The organism is Rhodococcus yananensis (assembly GCF_020515525.1).
GTDB lineage: Bacteria > Actinomycetota > Actinomycetes > Mycobacteriales > Mycobacteriaceae > Rhodococcus > Rhodococcus yananensis.
In genome coordinates this window covers 13,184-32,983 of sequence record NZ_JAIYEP010000052.1, presented here as the reverse complement: position 1 = coordinate 32,983, position 19,800 = coordinate 13,184, and the positions used below count along the sequence as shown (strand labels likewise).

Here is a 19,800-nt window from a genome sequence, read left to right as displayed (position 1 = left end):
GTCCTCGGCCGTGCGCGGCCGAGGACCCCCGTCGTCGTCGTTCTCAGCCCGACTTCGCACCCTTGAGCGCCGCGATCGCCTTCGCGACGCCTTCACCGTAGGCGGGATCGCACTGCGTGCAGTTGTCGATGTGCCGCTGCACGACGATGTCCTCCGCACCGTCGATGGCGCGCGCGGTGTTCTCGAACAGAGCCTGCTTCTGCGCATCGCTCATCAGGTTGAACAGCGCCCGCGGCTGCGAGAAGTAGTTGTCGTCGTCCTCGCGGAAGTTCCACGAGTCCGCGACATCCCCGACCGCCTGCGGCGGATTGCGATACTCCTGCTGCTCCTGCCAGATCCCGTAGCTGTTCGGTTCGTAGTGCAACTTGCCGCCCTGATTGCCGTCGACGCGCATCGCACCGTCGCGGTGGAAGCTGTTGGCGCCGTTGCGCGGGGCGTTGACGGGGATCTGGAAGTGATTGACCCCCAGTCGGTACCGCTGTGCGTCACCGTACGAGAAGAGCCGACCCTGCAACATCTTGTCGGGTGAGAAGCTGATGCCCGGCACGACGTGGGCGGGATTGAACGCGGCCTGCTCGACGTCCGCGAAATAGTTGTCGGGGTTGCGGTTGAGTTCCCACTCACCGACCTCGATGAGCGGGTAGTCGCCCTTGGGCCACACCTTCGTCAGGTCGAAGGGATGGTAGGGCACCTTCGCGGCATCGGCCTCCGGCATGATCTGCACGCACAACTTCCACTTGGGGAAGTTCCCCGCCTCGATCGCGTCGAAGAGGTCGCGCTGATGGCTCTCCCGGTCGGCACCGACCAGGTCGGCGGCCTCGGCATCGGTGAGGTTCTCGATTCCCTGCTGGCAGCGATGGTGGAACTTCACCCAGAATCGCTCGCCCGCGTCGTTGATGAAGCTGAAGGTGTGCGAGCCGAATCCGTGCATGTGCCGATACGACGCCGGAATCCCACGGTCGCTCATGACGATGGTGACCTGGTGCAGGGATTCGGGAAGGCTGCTCCAGAAGTCCCAGTTGTTGTTCGGGCTCCGCAGGTTGGTCCGCGGATCGCGTTTGACCGCGTGGTTGAGGTCGGGGAACTTCAGCGGATCGCGGAAGAAGAAGACCGGGGTGTTGTTACCGACGAGGTCCCAGTTGCCTTCCTCGGTGTAGAACTTGACGGCGAATCCGCGGATGTCACGTTCGGCGTCGGCGGCACCGCGTTCGCCGGCCACCGTCGAGAACCGCGCAAACAATTCGGTCTTCTTACCGACCTCGGAGAAGATCTTCGCCTTCGTGTACTTCGTGATGTCGTTCGTGACCGTGAACGTGCCGTACGCGCCGGACCCCTTCGCGTGCATACGGCGTTCGGGGATCACCTCGCGGTCGAAGTGGGCGAGTTTCTCGAGGAACCAGACGTCCTGGAGCAACTGGGGGCCTCGCGGCCCGGCCGTGATCACGTTCTGGTTGTCGGGTACGGGGGCACCTGCGCCGGTCGTCAGCTTGTCCTGGGTCATTGTCGTCCCTTCGTGTGCGTTCGATGCCGTGAGCGTGCATTCACTCGAAGTGCAAGATGAAGTTGTCGCCCGTCGCCGGGGGCTGGGCGGCGACGGGTGGCCGAGGTGCACCGGATCGCCCCTCGACCATCCGGTACGTTGTGGTCACGATCACACTCCATCACCTTTTCTTGAACAGGTCAAGAAAACGGGGTCGAAAGTCCTCGCGCCCCGCGAACTCCACATGCCCCGACAGCGCGATCCGAACATCACGATTCACGCTTCCCGCCCCGCCTCCCACCGTTCCGGTAATAGCATGCGATCCGTCGGAGGTATCGGTCACCGACACCACGGTTCACCGGATCACAGGACGGTACATGGGTATTCGACTGCCGAAGCGCCGCACCCGACGCGCCGTCGCCGTGTCGGTCGGGGTGTGCGCACTGCTCACCACCGCCACCACCGCCGCGCACGGCGGTGGCCTGCCGACGGTCGTCGACGGCGACCCGATCGCGTTCGGCGGCGGATCGGCACACACGTACGTCACGCTCGACGACACCGGCAGTCCGACCGCGGTCGGCGTACGATTCGACGCCGTCGCGCTGGACTCGCTGCCGATCGGGCCGCTGCCCACCACCGACGACTTCGTCCTGGGTCTTCCGGGGCAGGCCGACGCGACGGTGTTCGATCACGTCACCCTCGACTGGAATTCCCACGGCCACGATGCCCAGCACGGGTTCGACGTCCCGCACGTCGACGTGCACTTCTACATGGTCGACACCGCCACCGTCGACACCATCGACCCCTTCGTGCCCGGCTATCTCGAGAAGGCGCCCCGCCTCCCCGACCCGAAGTATCTGCCCGAGGGATACGAACCCGGCAACGATCCGCTGTTCGGCACCGTTCCCCGGATGGGACTGCACTGGCTCGACGGTACGCAGCACGACCACCGTTTCACCGAGACTGTCCTGCACGGGACGTGGGACGGGCGCCACATCTTCGTCGAACCGATGATGACGCGCGAGTGGCTGCAGTCCCGTCCGGAACTGCACGAGGAACTCGGGCAACCGGCCGCCTACCAGTACACCGGCCTGTACCCGACCACCTACTCGGTGACCTGGGACGACGCCGAACAGGAATACGTGGTCGAACTCGGTGGGCTCACCCCGCGCGAGGCGAGTTGATCGTCGACGCCGGTCACCGCACCCGCGCCGGCCCCGTGGTCATGCGACCCGAGTCGATGACGATGCCCCGGTGGGTACCGGGACGGAGCCACCGCGACAGCGTCGGCCCGTCCGCGTCGACGACGACCCGCGCGTACCGGAACCGGCCGCGCAGGCGCGCGACTCCCCGTGACGTCGCGCGCCCGGGTGCCGGTTGCGCGAAAGCGAGCCTCCCCGCGATCGGCAGCCGCGGTCCGCGTGGGGCCGCCCGAGTCGCCACCCTCCAGGTGTCGCCGGTCGCGCAGAACGATCCGAGCACGTCCCCGGTGAAGGATGCGAGCACCTTCGGCAACAGCCAGTGTTCGCGCCCGCCGTGCACCGACGGTGCCGAGTCGACGGCGATGAACGGCACCGCCATCGCGGGGACGAGCCCGCGGCGCAACACCGGACTGGCGAGAATCTCGCGGTACGGCCCGACCGGCGAGTCCAGGTAGTCCACCACCATCGCCAGGGTCACGGGGATCGTCGCCCCTCCAGGTCCGTGGTCGGCCGCATCGGCGGTGCTCCGGTGCCACCACAGGGTCGCGCGCACGGTCGCGGGCCACGGCGGTGGTGGCGACACCGGCCGGTGGGCGCAATCGTCACGGCTCTCGGGCACGCTCCACATCAACGGCCACCACGTGGTCGGGACGCGAAGCTGTGCGCGTCGAATTCCTTCGTGCGGGACCGATATCTCCACGTGAACGTCGGCCACATCACCGAGTTGCGTCCGGTGGCGTCCAGGTACCAGCTGTTGCAGCCGCCGGCGTTCCACACCGTTCCCGCCAGCGCGGGGTCGAGTTCGGCGATGTAGCGTCGCTGGACGTCCGCACGCACCTCCACCGCATCCAGGTGCCGCACCGACATGACACGCAGGGCGTCGGCGATGTACGCGGCCTGCGACTCGAGCATGTACACGATCGAACTGTGCCCGAGATTCGTGTTGGGTCCGTACATCAGGAACAGATTCGGGAAGCCGTGCACGCTGATCCCCAGGTACGCTGCGGGGCTGCCGTTCCACGCCTCGGCGAGCGTGCGACCATCGACACCTCGGATCCGATGCGCGACAGGTGGTTCCGTGGGAGTGAATCCCGTCCCGAAGATGATGACGTCGGCCGGGTACTCGCGGCCCGCGTCGTCGACGACTCCTTCCTCGGTCACCGCCGACAGCGCCGACGACACCACCGTCACGTGCGGTCGCGTGATTGCCGGGAACCAGTCGTCGGAGAGCAGGATCCGCTTGCACGTGATGGCGAAATCCGGCGTGAGTCGCGCCCTCAGATCCCGATCACGCACCTGTGACCGCAGCACGGATCGGGCACGTTTCTCGAAGAGCGGCAGCATATATCGTCGAGCGAGGGGCTTCGTCATGCCCACCACGTAGGCTTCCTTCTGCCCGTACACCAACCCGCGCACCACTTTCTGTGTCCACGGGAGCCTCCGGTACAGGGCGCGGACCGGGCGGGCGATGCGATGGTCACGTTTGGGCATGACCCATGACGCCGTCCGCTGGAACAGCGTGAGATGACCGACCCGGTCGACGATCTCGGGAACGAACTGGATCGCCGAGGCACCCGTCCCGATCACGGCGACCTTCCTTCCGGTCAGGTCGCACCCGTGATCCCATTCCGCGGAGTGGAACATCCGGCCGCGGAACAGTTCCGCACCCGGAACCTTCGGCACCGCAGGAGTCGAGAGCGCGCCCGTCGCGGTCACCAGCACGTCGGCGGTCAGCGCGCCGCGCGAGGTCTCGACAGCCCAACGGGTGCGGTCGGGATCCCAACGAGCGTCCAGCAGTTCGCAATCGACGATGGTCCGGTCGGCGACACCGTGCTCCCGGGCGACCCGGCGCAGGTACCCGAGGATCTCGGACCCGGTGCCGTGTGCGCGCGACCAGTCGGGCTCCGGTGCGAACGAGAACGAGTACAGCGCGCTGGGGACGTCGCAGGCGGCGCCGGGGTAGGTGTTGACCCGCCAGGTACCGCCGACGTCGTCGCCGCGTTCGATCACGAGGACGTCGGCGGCGGGGTCGTCGCGCAGGAGTGTCGCGGCCATCCCGATACCACCGAACCCCGCACCGACGACGAGAACGCGGACGTGGGCGGGTAGCGGCGTCGCAGTCACTTCATCACCGAGGCCTTCCATATCGGGAGGAGATGCTCCCGGAGTTCACGGTCGGATTCGGGTGTGCGCATCAGCGCCGACACCGCGAGGCCGCGCGCCAGTTCGATGCTGAGGGCGATGGCGTCCGGGGACATCCGTTCGCCCATGATCTCGGCGGCACCGCGAGTCAGGGCGTCGGACACCTTCCGTTCCAGTGGGATCAGCGCCTCGTGGAGCGCGGGCTCGGTGCGCGCGGCAACCCACAGTTCCAGTGCGGCGTGGAAGAGCGGTCCGGAGAACGCATCCATCAGCGTCTCGACGCCGCACTCGGGGTCGGGGCGCGCCTCCACGATCTCGGCGAGTCGTTTGTCGACGAGGTGCCCCACCGCTGCGACCACCAGGGATTCCTTGGTCGGGAAATGGTGGAGTTGAGCACCCCGCGAGACGCCTGCCCGGTGCGCGATGCCCTGGGTGCTGGTGCGGGCGTAGCCGAGGTCGACGAGGGATTCGATCGCGGCGTCGAGCAACTTGGCGCGCGTCGCGGCGGTGCGCTGCGCCTGGGTCCGTCGGGTACCGGACGCGACGCCGACGGTGTCGTGGGTCACGTCACGGATCGTAATCCCGAACTTACAAACAGTCCAGACTGTTCGTAACAAGGTGTCCATGTGTACGACATTCGAGACGACATCGAGACCCAACCGGCACAACCCGAGCCCGATCACGAGCAGAATTCCATACGCGCGCTCAGGAACCGAGCCCACAGGAGGGTCCATGACGTCCACCGAAACCACCACCGGAACCCATGTCGCCGATCTTGCCGAACTCGCAGCTCACGTCGGTGAACCCCTCGGGCTCAGCTCGTGGATCACGATCGGGCAAGGCCGCATCGACACCTTCGCCGATGCCACCGACGATCACCAGTGGATCCACGTCGATCCCGATCGCGCCGCCGCGGAGAGCCCGTTCGGCGGTCCCATCGCCCACGGCTACCTGACACTCTCGCTCATCATCCCGATGTGGTACGAGGTGCTGAAAGTCGACAGCGTGACGCTCGCGCTGAACTACGGGATCAACAAGGTGCGGTTCACGAATCCGGTGCCCGCAGGTGGCCGTGTCCGGCTCGACGCGACCCTCGCGTCGCTCGACGAGCTGCCGGGCGGTGGCGTGCAGATCGTCGTCGACGGAAAGATCGAACTCGAGGGCAGCGACCGTCCGGCCGTGGTCGTCGAGGCCGTCTACCGTCTGTACGAGTGACGTCCACCCCCACATGAGCGAACGGTACCTTCGATCGATCCGTTCGATCGAAGGTACCGTTCGCTCGGTGGAAGCAGGGGTGTCTAGACGAGGAGTTCCGCGATCTGGATGGTGTTCAACGCCGCGCCCTTGCGCAGGTTGTCACCAGCCACGAACAGGGCGAGACCGCGCCCCTCGGGCACACCCGGGTCCTGACGGATACGACCCACCTGCGACAGGTCCTTACCGGCTGCCGCGAGCGGGGTCGGGACGTCGACGAGCTGGACGCCGGGGGCGTTCGCGAGCAGCTCCTGCGCGCGCTCGACCGACAGCGGACGGTCGAACTCTGCGTTGATGGACAGCGAGTGACCGGTCACGACCGGAACACGCACGCACGTGCCCGACACGAGCAGATCCGGCAGGCCCAGGATCTTGCGCGACTCGTTGCGCAGCTTCTGGTCCTCGTCGGTCTCACCCGAGCCGTCGTCGACGAGCGCTCCCGCCAGCGGAAGCACATTGAACGCGATGGGCGCGACGTACTTGTCGGGCGCCGGGAAGTCCACGGCGCTGCCGTCGTGGACGAGCTTGTCGGCATCGCCGATCACGGCCCGGACCTGACCGAGCAACTCGTCGACACCGGCGACGCCGCTACCGGAGACGGCCTGGTAGCTGGACACGATGAGGCGGCGCAGACCTGCCTCGTCGTGCAGCGCCTTCAGCACCGGCATCGCAGCCATCGTCGTGCAGTTGGGGTTGGCGATGATGCCCTTGGGCGGATTCTTCGCGTCCTCCGGGTTCACCTCGCTGACCACGAGGGGGACCTCGGGATCCTTGCGCCACGCGGACGAGTTGTCGACGACGGTCGCGCCGGCCGCGGCGAAGCGCGGGGCCTGCTCCCGCGACAGCGTCCCCCCCGCCGAGAACAACGCGATGTCGATGCCCGCCAGATCCTCGTCGGAGGTCGCGGAGGCGTCCTCGACGACGATCTCCTCGCCCCGGAACGGCAGCTTCTTGCCGGCCGAGCGGGCCGACGCGAAGAACCTCACCTTGTCGGCGGGGAAGTTGCGCTCCTCGAGAAGCGTGCGCATGACGATGCCGACCTGGCCGGTGGCACCTACGACTGCGATGGTGGTCATGTCTCTACCGTCCCGTTCCGGCGTGGACGACGGCTTCTTCTTCGCCGCCGAGGTCGAACGCGGCGTGCAGGGCACGCACCGCGTCGTCGAGTTCGGTGTCGTCGACCAGCACCGAGATGCGGATCTCGGAGGTCGAGATGAGGTCGATGTTGATTCCGGCGTCGGCGAGTGCCTCGCAGAACTTCGCGGTCACGCCGGGGTGGCTCTTCATGCCGGCACCGACGAGGGAGACCTTGCCGATGTGGTCGTCGAACAACACCTGGGTGAAGCCGATCTCGTCCTGCTGCTTGGTGAGCAGTTCGACGGCGCGCGGACCGTCGGACGTCGGCAGCGTGAACGTGATGTCGGTCTTGCCGGTCTCCACCTTGGAGATGTTCTGCAGGACCATGTCGATGTTGATCTCGGCCTCGGCGACGGCGCGGAACACCTTCGCCGCGTAGCCGGGCGTGTCGGGCAGGCCGACGACGGTGATCTTCGCTTCGCTGCGGTCGTGAGCAACGCCGGTGATCAGGGCCTCTTCCACGGGGATGTCCTCCATCGATCCGGTCACCACTGTGCCGGGCTTGGTGGTGTACGACGAACGAACGTGCACGGGCACGTTGTAGCGGCGTGCGTACTCGACGCAGCGCAGCATCAGGACCTTCGCGCCGCACGCGGCGAGTTCGAGCATCTCCTCGAACGACACCTTGTCGAGCCGCTGCGCGTCCTTGACGATGCGCGGGTCGGCGGTGAACACGCCGTCGACGTCGGTGTAGATCTCGCAGACGTCGGCGTTCAGTGCCGCGGCGAGCGCGACGGCCGTCGTGTCGGAACCGCCGCGACCGAGCGTCGTGATGTCCTTGCTGTCCTGGCTCACGCCCTGGAATCCGGCGACGAGCACGATGTTGCCCTCGTCGAGTGCCGCGCGGACGCGGCCCGGGGTGACATCGATGATCTTCGCCTTGCCGTGGCTTCCGGTCGTGATGACTCCGGCCTGGGAGCCGGTGAACGACCGAGCCTGCGCGCCGAGCGAGTGGATGGCCATCGCGACCAGCGCGTTGGAGATGCGTTCACCGGAGGTGAGCAGCATGTCCATTTCGCGGGCGGGCGGGGCGGGGCAGACCTGCTGCGCGAGGTCGAGGAGTTCGTCCGTCGTGTCGCCCATCGCCGAGACGACCACGACGACGTCGTTGCCCGCCTTCTTGGTCTCGACGATCCTCTCAGCGACGCGCCGGATCCGCTCGGCCGACGAGACCGATGATCCTCCGTACTTCTGGACGACGAGTGCCACGCTGGCGAACCTCCGGGGTCTTGGGTGCAAGTCCGAGGTACCAGCTTACCGATGCCGGCGATCGCCGCTGGGCCCGCCCTGTCAGGGCACGGTGGTGTGCAACAGCATCACGTTGTAATCGCTCCAGCGTGAGGCGGTGAAATAGATGTCGTTGCCGGACGACCACGGATGGATGAACGGGGCGTACATCCCGCCGCCGAGCCGCTCGCTGTCGACGACCTTCGTGGGCGGGCTCCACGGCCCCTCCGGAGACGCACTGGTGCGAATCTCGATCCCCGCGGCCTGCTCGCTGCCGTAGAGCATCACGAACTTGTCGCCGGTGTAGTGCACGGAGAGCTCGCCGACCGTCGGCGGCACGATGGGAACGGCGCGGTCGGGGGCACCGGGCACCCAGACGCCACCGTCCCAGTACTCGTACGCCGCGAGGTCGAGGATCTGCTTCTCCGGCACCCTCGACAGGAACGCCGCACCGAATCGGCCCTGCGGGGTCCCGTAGTCGTACACGTACCCGTCGTGTTTCAGGTACGCGTGCTGCTGGAAGTTCTCGTTACCGGTGGAGACCTGCTCGACACCGGGAACCTCGACGGGCACGTTGACGCGCACCGTCTCCGGGCGCAGCTCCCAGCTCTCCCCGTTGTCCGCGGACGTTGCGATCATCGACGCGTTGGTCCACCACTCCCCGTTGCCTCCCCACTTCCGGACGGACATGAGGTTGAGGTACTGGATGCCGTCGACGGCGATGCCGGCCGTGGGGATGACGGTCTTCTCGACGCCGTCGACGGCGAGGCTTCCGACGAGGTCGCGCGAGAAATCCGAGGTGCCGGGCAACAACGACGTTCCGGAGTGGATGTCGCCGGGGACCGGGTCGAGGATGTCGATTCCGTCCGACAGGTCGGTGTCGGCACTGCGCATGATGATGTTGTGGCGCCACTGCTCACCCGGGAGGGAGCAGTCGCCGAAGGTGTCTCCGAACGCCATGAGGACGCGACGGTCGGCTCCGGTGGCGCCGTTGTCCCACATGATCCCGAGGTCGGTACCCGACACGGTGAATCTGTCGTGCGTGCGGTTGGCGCTGTGCACGCCGGTGACCCAGGCGACGGTGCGGGCGGGACCGGAGCCCGCAGAGGGAAGTGCCCGCTGGTCGTTCTGCGACGGCCGGCCCGACGACTGGGAACCTCCGTCCGCACTGAGACCGCTGCTCCCGGGGCTGCTGTGGCCGCAGGGTTCGGCGTGCGCGGTGGCCGGTACGAAAACCGGTGCGCACAGCGACAGCGCGAGCGCGCAGATCCCGACAGTTCCGGTTCTCCACCGACGTACGACCATGTCTCTCCCCGACCTCCAGCTGTTACTGCTGTTACGCACGTTGCTCGAGTGTACGATTGGGGAGGTTATCCGTTGAGGCGGGGGTAACACGGAGATCTCGGGTATCGGTTCTATCACGAACGTCCTGCGCCCCCGCGTCGCACCCCCGCGCCGACGTTCCGGCACATCCGGACCGGCACCCCGGGCGCGAACCGCCCGATCCCGCGTTACACTGCATGGCATGCAGCGCGCGCTTCTCCTCGGCCGCCGCGGCGGGATCTGATCAGACCGGCTTCCCGTCGCGGGGTTTCGACGCGCCGGTCGACAATCCGGTCTGGACTCACCAGTCCCCTTTTCCTTGGAGCACGTCATGTCACCCGCCGACGCTTTCACCTCCGGTTCGCGCACCATCACGCCGCCGAGCAAGCCCGCCCCCGCCGACCAGCCCGCATGGAACGCGCAGAAGAACTCGTCCATGCCCACCTACCGGTACCGGCCGTTCGCCGAGGAGGTCGAGGCGATCACCCTGCCCGACCGCACCTGGCCCGACAAGATCATCGACCGCGCACCGGCATGGTGCGCCGTCGATCTGCGTGACGGCAACCAGGCCCTGATCGACCCGATGAGCCCCGCCCGCAAACGACGCATGTTCGATCTGCTGGTTCGCATGGGCTACAAGGAGATCGAGGTGGGTTTCCCGTCCGCGAGCCAGACCGATTTCGATTTCGTCCGGGAGATCATCGAGGACGGCGCGATTCCCGACGACGTCACCATCCAGGTGCTGACGCAGTCACGACCCGAGCTGATCACGCGCACGTTCGAAGCCTGCTCCGGTGCCCGGAACGTGATCGTCCACTTCTACAACTCGACCTCGATCCTGCAGCGCCGCGTGGTGTTCAAGGCCGACAAGGACACCATCCGCAAGATCGCGACCGACGCCGCCGAACTGGTGATCGAGACCGCGAAGAACTACCCCGACACGAACTGGCGGTGGGAGTACTCCCCCGAGTCCTACACCGGAACCGAACTGTCGTACGCCAAGGAGGTCTGCGACGCCGTCGTCGAGACCCTCGGTGGAACCCCCGAGAACCCGGTGATCATCAACCTGCCCGCGACCGTCGAGATGGCCACGCCCAACGTGTACGCCGACTCGATCGAATGGATGCACCGCAACCTCGCGAAACGCGACTCGATCATCCTGTCGCTGCACCCGCACAACGACCGTGGAACCGGTGTCGCGGCCGCCGAGCTGGGCTACCAGGCCGGCGCCGACCGTATCGAGGGCTGCCTGTTCGGCAACGGTGAGCGCACCGGCAACGTGTGCCTGGTGACGCTGGGCATGAACATGTTCAGCCGCGGCGTCGATCCGCAGATCGACTTCTCGAACATCGACGAGATCCGCCGCACCGTCGAGTACTGCAACCAGCTGCCCGTCCCGGAGCGGCACCCGTACGGCGGCGACCTGGTGTACACCGCGTTCTCCGGCAGCCACCAGGACGCCATCAACAAGGGTATGGACGTCATGAAGATCGACGCCGACGCCGCGGGCGCCGACGTCGACGACATCACCTGGGCCGTCCCCTACCTGCCGATCGATCCGAAGGACGTCGGCCGCAGCTACGAAGCCGTCATCCGCGTGAACTCGCAGTCCGGCAAGGGCGGCATCGCCTACATCATGAAGCACGACCACGGCCTGAACCTGCCGCGGCGTCTCCAGATCGAGTTCTCCCAGTCCGTCCAGAAAGTCACCGACGGTGAGGGCGGCGAGGTCAGCCCCAAGGAGATGTGGGACATCTTCCAGGAGGAATACCTGGCGCCCGTCACCCCGCTCGAGCGGATCCGTCAGAAGGTCACCGCGGCCGAGACGGACGGCGGCGAGGACACGGTCGTCGCGGTCCTGAAGGTCGACGGCGTCGAGAAGGAGATCACCGGCTCGGGCAACGGCCCGCTGGCCGCCTTCGTCAGCGGACTGGACACCCTCGGCTACACCGTCGCCGTCCGCGGGTACACCGAGCACGCGATGTCCTCCGGCGACGACGCCAATGCGGCGGCGTACGTCGAAGCCGACGTCACCCGCCCCGACGGCACCACCGCGCTGGTGTGGGGCGTGGGCATCGCCCCGTCCATCACGGCCGCGTCGCTGCGCGCGGTCGTGTCGGCGGTGAACCGCGCCCACCGTTAGCACCCGCACACCACACCGACGCGAGCGGCCACCCCATCATCCCGGGTGGCCGCTTTCGTCTCCTTCGAGCCGTTCGTCACCACGTTTCCGATAGCGCTCCGGCACGACGTGATCGGCGTTATTCTGCGGAGGGCTTCTCGTCGGGCCGTCGCATCCTCGGCACCGTCGGGATACGACGACTCCGTGAACCCGGAAAATATGTTCGAGCTCGTGCAGGTTCGCTCACTCGGAGGGGTCGCATGGATTTCTGGGACATCATCTGGTACATCATCGTCTGCTTCGCCTTCATCGCCTACCTGATCATGCTGTGGATGATCATCGGCGACCTGTTCCGCAACCGGGAGCAATCCGGATGGGTGAAGGCGATCTGGATCGTCTTCCTGTTCATCGTCCCGTGGCTGACCGCCCTCGTGTACCTCATCGTGAACGGCGACGGTATGGCGAAACGGTCCGCGCGTGAGGCCGCCGAATTCAAGCAGGCCCAGGACGAGTACATCCGCGACGTCGCCGGTAAGTCGCCGGCCGACCACATCGCCGACGCGAAGGCCCTGCTGGACGCCGGGACCATCACCGAAGAGGAGTTCCAGGCGCTCAAGACGAAGGCCCTGGCCTAGCCCGTCGACCCGGGCGAACGGATCTCCGTTCGATCCACACCGCGAACGATCCGTTCGCTCGGGCCGGGGAGGGTCTCGGGTCGGGGAGGGTACGGCGACGTAACACACCTGTGGAAAACTCGGCGCGTGGTTACAACGACGGGGCTCTCGACGCGCGGACGTATCGCGCTGCAGGCGGCGCGCGCGGCTGCGTGGGCATCACGAACGGCCGGACGCGGCAACGGCTCGATGATCGGCGGACTGATCGCCCTGAAGATCGAGCCGACTCTCATGGCACAGGTGGGGCACGGACGCCGTACCGTGCTGGTCACCGGCACCAACGGCAAGTCGACGACCACCCGCATGACCGCGGCTGCACTCGGCACCGTCGGACCCGTCGTCACGCAGCCGGACGGGGCGAACATGGACGCCGGCATCGTCTCGGCGCTCGCTTCCGATCTCGCGGCGCCGCTCGCCGCCATCGAGGTCGACGAACTGCACACCCCGCACGTCGCCGACGCCCTCGACCCGCAGGCGATCGTGCTGCTCAATCTCACCCGCGACCAACTCGACCGCGTCGGCGAGATCAACAAGATCGAACGGACACTGCGCGCGGGACTGCAACGGCACCCCGACGCCGTGATCGTCGCCAACTGCGACGACGTCCTCGTCACCTCCGCCGCCTACGACAACCCGAACGTCGTGTGGGTCGCCGCGGGTGCGGGCTGGGCCGGGGACTCGGTGAGCTGCCCCCGAACCGGCGAACCGATCGTGCGCGACGGCGACCACTGGTACAGCACCGGCGACACGGACTTCGCACGTCCCACACCGCACTGGTGGGTCGACGACGACAACGTGTACGGCCCCGACGGACTCGTCCTGCCCCTGCAACTGCGGTTGCCCGGTCGCGCGAACCGCGGCAACGCCGTGCAAGCGATCGCCGCGGCCGTCGCTCTCGGCGCGGATCCCGCCGCGGCGGCCGCAGCCGCCTCGGTCGTCGAGGAGATCGCCGGTCGGTACAAGACGGTGCAGATCGGCCCGCACTCCGTGCACATGCTGCTCGCGAAGAATCCGGCAGGCTGGCAGGAAGCCCTCTCCATGATCGACCCGACGGTGGACGGGCTCGTCATCGCCGTCAACGGGCAGGTGCCCGACGGTGAGGACCTGTCGTGGCTGTGGGACGTGAGGTTCGAGCATTTCGAGGGCGTGCAGGTCGTCGCGTCCGGTGAACGCGGCACCGACCTCGGAGTGCGGTTGACGTACGCCGGAGTGGACCACACGCTGATCGCAGATCCGGTGCGGGCCATCGCTTCCTGCCCTCCTGGACGCATCGAGGTACTCGCCAACTACACCGCGTTCCGCGACCTGAACACCGCCATCGCGAAGGGAGCGTCGAATGTCTGACTCGACGGTGCGGATCGGCCTCGTCCTGCCCGACGTCATGGGCACCTACGGTGACGGCGGGAACGCCCTCGTCCTCCGGCAACGCCTGCGGATGCGCGGCCACGATGCCGAGATCGTCGAGATCGGGCTCGGTGACCCGGTGCCCGATTCCCTCGATCTCTACACCCTCGGCGGTGCGGAGGACGCGGCGCAGCGCCTCGCGACACGACATCTGATGCGCTACCCCGGGCTCCAGCGCGCGGCCGAACGCGGAGCACCCGTCCTCGCGATCTGCGCGGCCATCCAGGTGTTGGGCCACTGGTACGAGACGTCCGCGGGAGAGCGCGTCGACGGGGTCGGGATCCTGGACGTCACGACCGCACCGCAGTCCACCCGTTCGATCGGTGAGATCGTCACGGACCCCGCGATCGACGGCCTGACGAAACCGCTCACCGGATTCGAGAACCATCGCGGTGGAACGACTCTCGGATCGGATGCTCGCGGGCTGGGTCGCGTCACCCGCGGTGTGGGCAACGGCGTCGGCGACGGACTCGAAGGTGCCGTCCAGGGCTCGGTGTACGGCACCTACCTGCACGGGCCCGTCCTGGCACGCAACCCGGAGCTCGCCGACCATCTGCTCACTCGGGCGCTGGGCGTCGAGTCGCTGTCACCGCTCGACCTCCCGGAGGTCGAGCAGCTACGCCGCGAGCGACTGGCCGGCTGACAGCAAGCACCCCGGCGACGGTTCAGCGGGTCGGTTCGGCGATGTGATCGAGGATCTCGTCGGCGAGACGATCGGGGGTCTCGTCGGGGATCCAGTGGCTCACACCGCGGAAGATCGCAAGCCGGTACGGCCCGGTCACGTACCTCGCGGTGGCGTCCACGCCGGCCCGCCCGATCGCCGTATCGCGGTCGCTCCAGACCATGAGCGTGGGCACGGACACCCGCGCGAGACTCGCCTTCGGGCCCGACAGCGGCATCGCCCGATACCAATGGAGGCCGCCGCGCACGACCGAGGGATCGGACATGCGTGCGGCGTCGCGCGCGGCGGCCTCGGGCCCCTGCCCGGTGCGCCGCAGCATCGCGGTACCGATCGACGGGGTGCTCAGCAGCCGCTCGGGCAGCCACGGCAGCTGGAAAGCGAACATGTACCACGATTTCAGCAGTTGGGTGCTGGTGACGAACGACCGCAGGAACGCCGCGGGGTGCGGAACGGAGACGGCGGTGAGGGTGCGCACCAGATCGGGGCGGCGCGCCGCCAGAGTCCACGCGACCGCGGCACCCCAGTCGTGGCCGACGACGTGGACGGAACGACCGACGGCGTCGGCAAGGGCGGCGGCATCGTCGGCGAGCAGCGGGATGCGGTAGTCGCGCCGCCTACGCGGACGCGCACGCGGCGAGTAACCCCGCTGATCGGGCACGAGAGTGCGGAACCCGGATGCATGCAACCGCGGGACGACCGCATCCCACGAGTGCAAATCCTGCGGGAATCCGTGCAACAGCAGGATCGGGTCGCCGTCGGCGGGGCCGGTGTCGCGGACATCGAAGGTCAGTCCGCCACGGACGAGCGTTTCGACACGGTGCACCGCAACCCCCACCACATCGGACCCCGAACAGGGGTTCGGCCCGGGACTCGCTTTACGCGGTTTCCGGGCCGGATCTCTGCTTCACGAGCCTCTGTCGTCCTCGGACGTCTGCTCGATTCGCACCTACGATGTTACCCACGTCACATATCGCCCGTCAACAGGCGGTCGCCGGAACTCAACCTTCGCCCAACGAGGCGATCGCGGCGCGCAGCTTGGCGGTCGCCTCGTCGGCGACCTCGCGGAGCCCGTCCTCGTCGGCGACCCGGACCATGATCTCCGGGTTCATCGCATCGACGATGACCGACTCCGCGTCGTCCGGATCGACCCGCACGACGACGTTGCACGGCAGCAGCAACCCGATCTGCCGATCGACGGTGACCGCGCGATGGGCGAGCGGCGGGTTGCACGCCCCGAGAATCACGTAGTCCTCGAGATCCTCGCCCAGCTTGGCCTTCAACGTGGCCTTCATGTCGATCTCGGTGAGCACACCGAAACCCTGCTCGGCCAGAGCCTTCCGGGTACGTTCGACAGCATCACCGAAGCTCGACCGCAGCGTGGTGGACAGCGACAGGTTCATGGTTCTCCCTTCCCTCTCCTTGCCCATCATACCCCAAGGGGTATTCCCCGGGGCGGGATCGTCGGAACCGCGACCGGGCCCCTGCTCACTTGGCGTCGGCGCCGTCCAACAACCACCGACCGTCGACCCGTTTCACGGTGACGACGAACCGGGTCGCATCCGTGCGCCCGTCGGTCGCCAGCACGTTCGTCACGTCCTGATCGAGAAAGACCAGGACCGTCGCGGTGTCGCCGGCGACGGACTCGAGCCCTGCGTATTCGGCGCGTGCGACGGAGGACCCTTCACCCTGTTCGACGAGCGCACGCAAGTCGCCGGCGACCTGCGAGTACCGGGCCGCGAACTCCTCCGTCGAGATCGCCGCGACCGCGGCGAGCGACTCGTCGAACGTGGTGTGGTCGTATGTACCGAGCGTGATCGCGTACTCACGGGCCCGATCCACGGCCTCCCGACCCAGGTCCGCCGCGCGCTCGGCCTGCCACCAGCGGAAGCCGCAGAACCCCGCGACTGCCACGAGGAGCGCGATCACGCCGACGAGCAGCCACCGCATCGACGACGACCGCGCCGACGATGCCCGAGCAGGAGACCGACCCGCCCCGACATCCGCGCCGGCGTCGTCACCGGTGGTGTCGTCACCGGTGGTGTCCGCCTCGTCGTCGATTGCACCGGTAGCGATCATCGGTCCCCTCCTCGATTCCCCATCGGATGTGCGCCGCCCGACCCCTCGGACGCGGTCGGTCCGCCGTCAGCCCTGCACGACCGCCGGCAGCCCTCCCCGCAGTTCGCCCTTGACGACCTTGCCGCTCGCGTTGCGTGGCAGGGCGTCCACGATCACGATCTCCTTCGGATGCTTGTACCGCGCCAGATGCGCGTCGAGGTGGGGCTGCATGTCGTCCAGGGTGAGACCGTCGCGTCCGGGGCGCAGCGCCACCACCGCGACCGGGACCTCGCCCCACCGGGGATCCGGGCGACCGATCACGGCCGCCTCCTGCACCGCAGCGTGACCGAACAGCACGTTCTCCACCTCGGCGCAGTAGATGTTCTCCCCACCGGAGATGATCATGTCCTTCTTCCGATCGACGACGTACACGAACCCCTCGTCGTCGACCCGGACGAGGTCTCCCGAGTGGAACCAGCCGCCGTGGAACGCCTCCGAGGTGGCCGTCGGGTTGTTCCAGTACTCACGCATCATCGTCGGGCCCCGGTAGACGATCTCGCCGACCTCCCCCGGCGCGACATCGTTCATCTCGTCGTCCACGACGCGGGCCTGCACGGTCGGGATGACGCGACCGACCGAACCGAGTTTGCGGATCGCGTCGTCACCGTCGAGCACGCAGGTGATCGGCGACATCTCGGTCTGCCCGAAGACCGCGACGTTGAATGCGTCGGGGAAGGTCTCGGCCATCGCCCGCAGGATGGTGTCCGAGCTCGGCGCCGCGCCCCAGGAAATATTGCGTAGAGCCAGTTTCCGCGGTCGATCCTGCTGCGCAGCACACACCGCCTGCCACTGCACGGGCACGAGGAACAGACTGGTCACCTGTTCCGCCTCGAGCACATCCAGGAGCTCGTCCGGGTCGAACGCACCGACCGGGTGGATCACCGTGGACGTGCCGAGCATCAGGCTGGGCGCGATCGAGCCCAGCGCCGCGATGTGGAACATCGGCGAGGCACAGAACCCGATCCCGGACTCGTCGAACTGCCGGAACGCCCGGATGCAGGTCAGCGCCTGGGCTTCGAGATTCGAGTGGCTGAGGACCGCACCCTTGGGGCGCCCGGTGGTTCCCGACGTGTACATGATGAGCGCCGTTGTGTCGGAGGGAATCTCGATGCTCGGATGCGGGTCGCCCTCCTCGGCGACGAGGGCCTCGTAGGCCACGGAATCACCGGTGGGTTCGATGCCCACCGCGATCGACAACTCGATCCCACCGGCCTCCGCGCGGGCAGCATCCGCCAACGGGACGAGTGGCCCCTCCGCGACGACGGCCTTCGCGCCGCTGTCCGCGACCAGGAAGGCCACCTCGGGAGCGGTGAGTCGGAAGTTGACGGGCACCGCGATGGCACCGATGGCGTTGGCGGCCAACACCGTCTCGAGGTACTCGGGCCGGTTCAGCATGAGGATGATGATGCGATCCCCGAAGCCCACACCGCGCCGCGACAACGCATCGGCAAGTTTCTCGACGCGTTCATGGAGGCGGGACCACGTGATCGTGTCGCCACGGAATCGGAGTGCGGTGCGCCCCGGAGTCATCAGAGCGTGTCGAGCGACCTGGTTGTTCCAGGTGTTGACCCGGTAGCGCTGTGATTCGGCGACGGACGGTGCGGAACTCGGGGACACGGAAATCGGAGACGCGGAGACCATCGACGGGTCCTCTCGTATCGGGGAAGAAGAGTCGGTGTCGGAACCGGGTGCGATGTGAGCGACACTACAGAAAACGGACGCGCACGGCCAGACCTTTGTTAACAGATATTCTCATCGTCGGATCGCGCAGCAGAGACAGCTCCGTCGACCGACACACTTGCGAACAAGGCTTATTCGTGCGCTCGACGGTCGAGTCGGCGGGATTCTTCGGAGATATGTGATTGTTCGAACCGGGTCCGGACGGGCGGACGCCGGAACTACGTGAACTCGGGTCGGCGTTTCTGCAGCATCGCAGCGACCCCCTCCGCGAAGTCGGCCGATCCGAGCAGTTCGATCTGACCGGACTTCTCGAGATCGAGCGCGGCCCCGAACGCGGGCAGGGTCGCGGCGTTCAGCGCATGCTTCGTCAGTGCGAGCGCTCGACGCGGCCCGGCCGCGGTGCGCGCGGCGACGGCGTCGACGTGGCCGAACAACTCGTCATCGGGCAGGGTCCGGGCGACGAGCCCGAACCTCGCGGCGTCGACGGCGGCGACGCGGTCACCGAGCAAGGCCATCTCCGCCGCCCGTGCACGGCCGATCGCAGCCGGGATCAGCAGGCTCGCACCGCCGTCCGGCATCAACCCGATGTTGACGAAAGCGAGCAGGAAGTATGCGCTCTCGGCCGCGTACGTCAGGTCGGCGGCAACCGCCATCGAGACACCGACACCGGCCGCCGGACCGTTGACCGCGGCCACCACCGGCACCGGGACGGTCGTGATCGCCTCGACGACGTCGTTCGCGGTGTCCATGACCACGTCCGGCGAAGCGGGGTTCGTCCCGGCAGCGGCGAGGTCGGCGCCCGTGCAGAACGCCGCCCCGTCGCCGGTGAGCACGATCGTCCGGACGCGATCGTCGTCTCCCGCGGCCGTGATCGCCGCGCCGAGTGCACGCATGGTGTCGAGGTCGATGGCATTCATGCGGTCGGGGCGTGCGATGGTGAGGCGCAGGACGCCGTCCGCGAACGCGGTGCGCAGGCCGGCGGTGGCGGCGGTGACGCCCGGTTCGGCCGCGGTCATGCCCGCACCGCCGCCGGCTCCGCGATGCCTGCGAGACGACCGGTGATGATGCTCTCCGCGTCGGACACCGTGCGCCCGACCAGGTCGGCGACCGTCGGAACGTCCCCCTCGGCGACTCGGGTTCCCACTGCGCCCTCCTCCTGTCCGGCCGACGGTGGGGCCGCCGGCACGAACACCCGTGATGGTAAGAATTGCCGTTAACATTGTCCGCGTAGTTCACGTTTGTCAATACGCTGTGTACTGCGGTTTTCAAGGGATGACTCCGAACGTTCCGATTTCTTCCACCCAGTCCTGCCTGTTACCTTTGTGGTGCGGCTCCGCCTTCGGTACGGGCGCGCCGGA

At 67.5% G+C, this 19,800-nt stretch carries 19 protein-coding genes; 6 read left to right on the top strand and 13 right to left on the bottom strand.

The features are described from left to right. Positions 1-43: 43 nt before the first annotated feature. A complete protein-coding gene (locus LDQ05_RS13560; RefSeq protein ID WP_226437488.1) occupies positions 44-1,501 on the bottom strand; it encodes a catalase in 1,458 nt (485 codons plus the stop codon). 356 nt (positions 1,502-1,857) lie between these two features. Between LDQ05_RS13560 and LDQ05_RS13555 the strand changes: the two genes are divergently transcribed. Next, entirely contained in the window at positions 1,858-2,664 is an 807-nt protein-coding gene (locus LDQ05_RS13555; RefSeq protein ID WP_226437487.1) for a DUF5602 domain-containing protein, read from the top strand. Between the two features lie 13 nt (positions 2,665-2,677). Here LDQ05_RS13555 and LDQ05_RS13550 read toward each other — a convergent pair whose 3' ends face one another. From LDQ05_RS13550 to LDQ05_RS13540, 3 genes are read right to left on the bottom strand one after another with little or no spacing between them, the layout of a single operon-like run. Then, on the bottom strand, positions 2,678-3,310 hold the full coding sequence (locus tag LDQ05_RS13550) for an acetoacetate decarboxylase family protein (RefSeq protein WP_226437486.1): 633 nt from the start codon (positions 3,308-3,310) through the stop codon (positions 2,678-2,680). Then, complete coding sequence (locus LDQ05_RS13545; protein WP_226437485.1) at positions 3,310-4,806, bottom strand: flavin-containing monooxygenase; 1,497 nt, start codon at positions 4,804-4,806, stop codon at positions 3,310-3,312. Before LDQ05_RS13545 ends, LDQ05_RS13550 begins: the two co-directional genes overlap by 1 nt. Further along, positions 4,803-5,399, bottom strand: coding sequence for a TetR/AcrR family transcriptional regulator (locus tag LDQ05_RS13540; protein ID WP_372461106.1), 597 nt, complete (start codon positions 5,397-5,399; stop codon positions 4,803-4,805). Before LDQ05_RS13540 ends, LDQ05_RS13545 begins: the two co-directional genes overlap by 4 nt. Positions 5,400-5,556: 157 nt before the next feature. Here LDQ05_RS13540 and LDQ05_RS13535 point away from each other — a divergent pair, with 157 nt between their 5' ends. Further along, a complete protein-coding gene (locus LDQ05_RS13535; RefSeq protein WP_226437483.1) occupies positions 5,557-6,039 on the top strand; it encodes a MaoC family dehydratase in 483 nt (160 codons plus the stop codon). An 83-nt stretch (positions 6,040-6,122) separates the two neighbouring features. Here the strand turns inward: LDQ05_RS13535 and LDQ05_RS13530 are convergent, their stop codons facing one another. From LDQ05_RS13530 to LDQ05_RS13520, 3 genes are all read right to left on the bottom strand, one after another. Beyond that, positions 6,123-7,154, bottom strand: a complete 1,032-nt coding sequence (locus LDQ05_RS13530; protein ID WP_226437482.1) for an aspartate-semialdehyde dehydrogenase — start codon at positions 7,152-7,154, stop codon at positions 6,123-6,125. A 4-nt stretch (positions 7,155-7,158) separates the two neighbouring features. Further along, positions 7,159-8,424, bottom strand: coding sequence for an aspartate kinase (locus LDQ05_RS13525; protein ID WP_226437481.1), 1,266 nt, complete (start codon positions 8,422-8,424; stop codon positions 7,159-7,161). 81 nt (positions 8,425-8,505) lie between these two features. Further along, the gene (locus LDQ05_RS13520) at positions 8,506-9,747 is read right to left on the bottom strand and encodes a glycoside hydrolase family 183 protein (protein WP_226437480.1); all 1,242 of its coding nucleotides are present in this window, start codon (positions 9,745-9,747) and stop codon (positions 8,506-8,508) included. 349 nt (positions 9,748-10,096) lie between these two features. On the opposite strand from LDQ05_RS13520, the gene leuA reads away from it, so the two are divergent. The 4 genes from leuA (at position 10,097) to LDQ05_RS13500 (ending at position 14,608) form a co-directional block, all read left to right on the top strand. Then, the gene (gene leuA, locus LDQ05_RS13515; RefSeq protein ID WP_226437479.1) at positions 10,097-11,908 is read left to right on the top strand and encodes a 2-isopropylmalate synthase; all 1,812 of its coding nucleotides are present in this window, start codon (positions 10,097-10,099) and stop codon (positions 11,906-11,908) included. Positions 11,909-12,147: 239 nt separating this feature from the next. After that, the gene (locus tag LDQ05_RS13510) at positions 12,148-12,522 is read left to right on the top strand and encodes an SHOCT domain-containing protein (protein ID WP_226437478.1); all 375 of its coding nucleotides are present in this window, start codon (positions 12,148-12,150) and stop codon (positions 12,520-12,522) included. Between the two features lie 126 nt (positions 12,523-12,648). Further along, the gene (locus LDQ05_RS13505; protein ID WP_226437477.1) at positions 12,649-13,905 is read left to right on the top strand and encodes a Mur ligase family protein; all 1,257 of its coding nucleotides are present in this window, start codon (positions 12,649-12,651) and stop codon (positions 13,903-13,905) included. Next, a complete protein-coding gene (locus LDQ05_RS13500) occupies positions 13,898-14,608 on the top strand; it encodes a type 1 glutamine amidotransferase (RefSeq protein ID WP_226437476.1) in 711 nt (236 codons plus the stop codon). The genes LDQ05_RS13505 and LDQ05_RS13500 overlap by 8 nt, the downstream gene beginning before the upstream one ends. Before the next feature lie 22 nt (positions 14,609-14,630). Here the strand turns inward: LDQ05_RS13500 and LDQ05_RS13495 are convergent, their stop codons facing one another. From LDQ05_RS13495 to LDQ05_RS19745, 6 genes are all read right to left on the bottom strand, one after another. After that, entirely contained in the window at positions 14,631-15,470 is an 840-nt protein-coding gene (locus tag LDQ05_RS13495) for an alpha/beta fold hydrolase (protein ID WP_226437475.1), read from the bottom strand. Positions 15,471-15,645: 175 nt separating this feature from the next. Beyond that, positions 15,646-16,047 carry a DUF302 domain-containing protein gene (locus LDQ05_RS13490; RefSeq protein ID WP_226437474.1) on the bottom strand — a complete coding sequence of 134 codons (402 nt, stop codon included), beginning with the start codon at positions 16,045-16,047 and terminating at the stop codon, positions 15,646-15,648. 85 nt (positions 16,048-16,132) lie between these two features. Next, on the bottom strand, positions 16,133-16,723 hold the full coding sequence (locus LDQ05_RS13485) for an Rv1363c family protein (RefSeq protein ID WP_226437473.1): 591 nt from the start codon (positions 16,721-16,723) through the stop codon (positions 16,133-16,135). Positions 16,724-16,789: 66 nt separating this feature from the next. Beyond that, the gene (gene fadD5, locus LDQ05_RS13480; RefSeq protein ID WP_372461105.1) at positions 16,790-18,379 is read right to left on the bottom strand and encodes a fatty-acid--CoA ligase FadD5; all 1,590 of its coding nucleotides are present in this window, start codon (positions 18,377-18,379) and stop codon (positions 16,790-16,792) included. Positions 18,380-18,660: 281 nt separating this feature from the next. Further along, on the bottom strand, positions 18,661-19,458 hold the full coding sequence (locus LDQ05_RS13475) for an enoyl-CoA hydratase (protein WP_226437471.1): 798 nt from the start codon (positions 19,456-19,458) through the stop codon (positions 18,661-18,663). Continuing rightward, entirely contained in the window at positions 19,455-19,586 is a 132-nt protein-coding gene (locus LDQ05_RS19745) for a hypothetical protein (RefSeq protein ID WP_264185013.1), read from the bottom strand. Before LDQ05_RS19745 ends, LDQ05_RS13475 begins: the two co-directional genes overlap by 4 nt. Between the last annotated feature and the right edge of the window lie 214 nt (positions 19,587-19,800).

What these genes read in the sequence shown, in the direction of transcription:
- LDQ05_RS13555 (WP_226437487.1), top strand. Translation starts at nt 1,858, where the DNA reads ATGGGTATTCGACTGCCGAAGCGCCGCACCCGACGCGCCGTCGCCGTG.
- LDQ05_RS13510 (WP_226437478.1), top strand. Translation starts at nt 12,148, where the DNA reads ATGGATTTCTGGGACATCATCTGGTACATCATCGTCTGCTTCGCCTTC.
- LDQ05_RS13490 (WP_226437474.1), bottom strand. Translation starts at nt 16,047, where the DNA reads ATGAACCTGTCGCTGTCCACCACGCTGCGGTCGAGCTTCGGTGATGCT.
- LDQ05_RS13535 (WP_226437483.1), top strand. Translation starts at nt 5,557, where the DNA reads ATGACGTCCACCGAAACCACCACCGGAACCCATGTCGCCGATCTTGCC.
- LDQ05_RS13475 (WP_226437471.1), bottom strand. Translation starts at nt 19,458, where the DNA reads ATGACCGCGGCCGAACCGGGCGTCACCGCCGCCACCGCCGGCCTGCGC.
- LDQ05_RS13500 (WP_226437476.1), top strand. Translation starts at nt 13,898, where the DNA reads ATGTCTGACTCGACGGTGCGGATCGGCCTCGTCCTGCCCGACGTCATG.
- LDQ05_RS13560 (WP_226437488.1), bottom strand. Translation starts at nt 1,501, where the DNA reads ATGACCCAGGACAAGCTGACGACCGGCGCAGGTGCCCCCGTACCCGAC.
- leuA (WP_226437479.1), top strand. Translation starts at nt 10,097, where the DNA reads ATGTCACCCGCCGACGCTTTCACCTCCGGTTCGCGCACCATCACGCCG.
- LDQ05_RS13550 (WP_226437486.1), bottom strand. Translation starts at nt 3,310, where the DNA reads ATGTGGAGCGTGCCCGAGAGCCGTGACGATTGCGCCCACCGGCCGGTG.
- LDQ05_RS13520 (WP_226437480.1), bottom strand. Translation starts at nt 9,747, where the DNA reads ATGGTCGTACGTCGGTGGAGAACCGGAACTGTCGGGATCTGCGCGCTC.
- LDQ05_RS13485 (WP_226437473.1), bottom strand. Translation starts at nt 16,723, where the DNA reads ATGATCGCTACCGGTGCAATCGACGACGAGGCGGACACCACCGGTGAC.
- LDQ05_RS13530 (WP_226437482.1), bottom strand. Translation starts at nt 7,154, where the DNA reads ATGACCACCATCGCAGTCGTAGGTGCCACCGGCCAGGTCGGCATCGTC.